Genomic DNA, 3,073 nt, shown 5'->3' with positions numbered 1-3,073 from the left:
CCCAAACCTAAAGCATTGTGCCATAAACACTAAAACTGAAGTAGAAGCAAAAATGCCGAGCGTTGTGAATCCCTCTTGAACAGTTTGTTATGATTCATATTCGATGAATTCTATGAACTGTAATCCCAATGGTGTGCTCACAGAACCTAAGCGAGCATCACGGAACGTTTTAGCTGTGAGTAAACCTAGGTTATATAGGTCAGAAATCACCAAATCAACTAGGGGATCATTTGTACTTACATCCGTATATAATTCATTCCAAACATCTTGTAAGTCACCGGTAACCGTAGCACTCTCATCCGTCATTAACTTGTTTATATACTCATTTGGGTTAGATAAAAAATGAAGCACCCTAAAATGTAGAGGAGTCATATCATCAATAAATCGGATAAATATCATCTTTAAGGTTTCATCAAGATCTTCCAGCAGAACTGTATTTTTAACAGCGCTATTTAGCGCAGCTATTTTTTCTGCTTGATGAGTTCTAAGAGCTAAGTTAGAAGCTTGAAGATATGCAGAAATAAAAGTCTCATTCTCTGAAAGAGTTTCCGGAGTTAGTTCTTCAACCTTTTCACATATTTCTTCAACAGTTGATGCTAGCAGAATAAGCCACTCCTCTTTGCGCTTATCTATTGGTGCTGAGAAAACCGTTTCAAAAACACTAGCTAGCGCCCCGCCAGCAAACGGAATAAGATTTAGAGCCGCCTTAACTCCCGAATGAGCATGATCTTTCAGATCTTTATTTTGAGGTAGTTCTTCCATATTTCTCCTGAATCATAACGCCCTGCTAAGTGGCTAGCAACGCAGACCACGACGCTTAAACTAACCACCGTAAACACTGTACCAAACTAGAACTAAAATCGCCGAGCGTTGATAGTCCGTCTTAAGCAGTTTGTTATATGCCATTTTGGGCAATAAAATCAGCAATTGTATTCTCTTGGCGCTTACTACCAACTAACCATTCCACAACCCATTCAGTTACACGTTCTCCCGCTTTGTGAATGAACTTCCCTGTTTCAGGTTCATCAATCCACTCAAGTTGTTTAACTAAAACCAACGGTTTTTCAGAACCTTCAGTGTTATTTGAAAATTCAAGAGCCTCTTCATAAGTGTGAAATGCGTAATAGTATATTTCTCCATCAAATTCATCGGGGGCACCTTGCCACGGCCGACACCAAACCCGGTATTCTAGAACTTGATCATAAAAATACCCACCACCTGATTTTGTGCTTGCTGGATACTCTCCAACCATATTCTTATTTATTGAATTAGGATACATTTTTAAATCTCCATGGCATATAACGCTGCATTAAGGTGCGAACAACGCTAAACACCTAACCCAAACCACTGCACCTTAAACACTAAAGCCAAGTTTAAACTGAAATCGCCAAGCGTTGTGAGTCACTCTTAAATGCTTTGTTATGTTCGAATCTTTTTATGCATGTGGAGCAAAACAACCGCTTCTCCATCGTGCGAGATTCGAGGCTCTGCACCACAAGGCTCAAAGCCAAGCTTGGTATAAAGCAGCAAAGCGCGCGTGTTGTAATTGAACACAGATAAGCAGGGTTCAGCTTGATAAATATCTGAACATTTTGAACTCAAATACTCAATAAGGGCTCGCCCAATACCCTTGCCTTTGTATGCATCGGATACAACGACATTACCGATGAAAGCGCTCTCTGATGGCTTTACGTTATATAGATTTCCGAAGGCAACAACTTGATTATCGATAAGACACACCGTCAAATCTGACCTTACCTCTGAGATTTGACGAATTTGTTCATAATCCCACGGATAAGTGCCTGAAGGGCAAACTGAATACAACTCTTCAGGAGAAGACACCAATTGGGCGATTGCTTCAAAATGAGCCTCACTAGCACTCGTAAATTCCATTATACCTCCCTAGAACATAACGCCCAATTAAGTTGTGAGCAACGCTGCCACATTACTAAAACACTGCACCGTAATCACCAAACAAGTTGAAACCGAAAGCGCCGAGCGTTGCGAATCAACTTGAATTGTTTGTTAGGCAAATTGTCTGCGTACTCACTAACTTTGTTTGAAAACAGAATACCTTAAACACGATAAGCAACCAATCACCCACTGACTTTTTGTGATTCAAGAACCACTAAAGCCACTATGTTACAGCTTCACTTTTTACGCTCACGAAATACAGCCTTTCAGCGAGAAAGTAGCTTTTGAACCTGAGAAGCTCAAAGCTGCGAAATGACAGCGAATACGAAAGCTTCTTTTAACTAGCCCTTTCCACACCTTAAGCCAGTGAAACTAACCACCGCCCGACACTGATAAAAATGAGGCAACCCACGAATTTTGACATGTTTTACGGTTGGCGAGGTTCAAGGACTTGAGCCGACAATGCTTAATTGCCGACTACGAAAAACGAACTGCCAGAGGGAACAAGAAGATTAGATTTGCCCTTTGCCTAACGCCGCGTTAAGTGGTGAACAACGCCTACCACCAAACCTAGACCATTGTACCTTAAACACTTAAGCTAACTTGAACCAAAACCGCCAAGCGTTGTGAATCCGCCTTAAACGCCTTGTTAGGCGAAGTTTCCCACCAGTGTTTAAGTTGTTTTGAAAGCAGATTACCCGAAACAAAATAAGCAACCAAACATCCACCGACTTTTTGTGATTCAAGAACCATAAAAGCCACTACGTTTCAGCCAAGGTTTCAGCAACCACGAAATGCAGACCTTCAGCAACAAAGTAGGTTTTGAGCCCGAAAAACCCAAAGCTGCGAACTAACAGCAAATTAGAAAGCTTCAATTTACTTGCCCTTGCCACACTTTGAGCCAGTTAAACTCGCCACTAACCAACTCCAAAAACCAATGAGGCAACCCACGAAAATTGGCATGTTTTACGGCTGGAGAGGTTCAAGAATTTGAGCCGACAATACCAAATTGCCGACTTAAAACGACGAATAGCTAGAGAGATATAAGAAGATGAGAACAAAGAACTTTCCTACCCGTCGCCTAACGCCCAATTAAGTTGTGAGCAACGCTGCCACCTGACTCAAACACTGTACCGAAATCACCAAACCTATTGAAACT

General features: G+C 41.5%; 3 protein-coding genes. All 3 read right to left on the bottom strand.

The window, feature by feature from the left end:
* Positions 1-87: 87 nt before the first annotated feature.
* The 3 genes from ACQEXS_RS22350 to ACQEXS_RS22340 all read right to left on the bottom strand — a co-directional run bounded on the left by ACQEXS_RS22350 (position 88) and on the right by ACQEXS_RS22340 (position 1,893).
* Positions 88-762, bottom strand: a complete 675-nt coding sequence (locus tag ACQEXS_RS22350; protein ID WP_427015261.1) for a hypothetical protein — start codon at positions 760-762, stop codon at positions 88-90.
* A 133-nt stretch (positions 763-895) separates the two neighbouring features.
* On the bottom strand, positions 896-1,279 hold the full coding sequence (locus ACQEXS_RS22345) for a hypothetical protein (protein ID WP_427015260.1): 384 nt from the start codon (positions 1,277-1,279) through the stop codon (positions 896-898).
* Positions 1,280-1,419: 140 nt separating this feature from the next.
* Positions 1,420-1,893 carry an N-acetyltransferase family protein gene (locus tag ACQEXS_RS22340; RefSeq protein WP_427015259.1) on the bottom strand — a complete coding sequence of 158 codons (474 nt, stop codon included), beginning with the start codon at positions 1,891-1,893 and terminating at the stop codon, positions 1,420-1,422.
* Positions 1,894-3,073 lie beyond the last annotated feature (1,180 nt).

This window comes from Vibrio sp. TRT 17S01 (genome assembly GCF_050113695.1).
Taxonomy (GTDB): Bacteria; Pseudomonadota; Gammaproteobacteria; order Enterobacterales; family Vibrionaceae; genus Vibrio.
This window is presented reverse-complemented; position numbering and strand designations above follow the sequence as displayed.

Excerpts from the sequence above, each read along its gene's own strand:
- ACQEXS_RS22345 (WP_427015260.1), bottom strand. The coding sequence starts at position 1,279 with ATGTATCCTAATTCAATAAATAAGAATATGGTTGGAGAGTATCCAGCA.
- ACQEXS_RS22350 (WP_427015261.1), bottom strand. The coding sequence starts at position 762 with ATGGAAGAACTACCTCAAAATAAAGATCTGAAAGATCATGCTCATTCG.
- ACQEXS_RS22340 (WP_427015259.1), bottom strand. The coding sequence starts at position 1,893 with ATGGAATTTACGAGTGCTAGTGAGGCTCATTTTGAAGCAATCGCCCAA.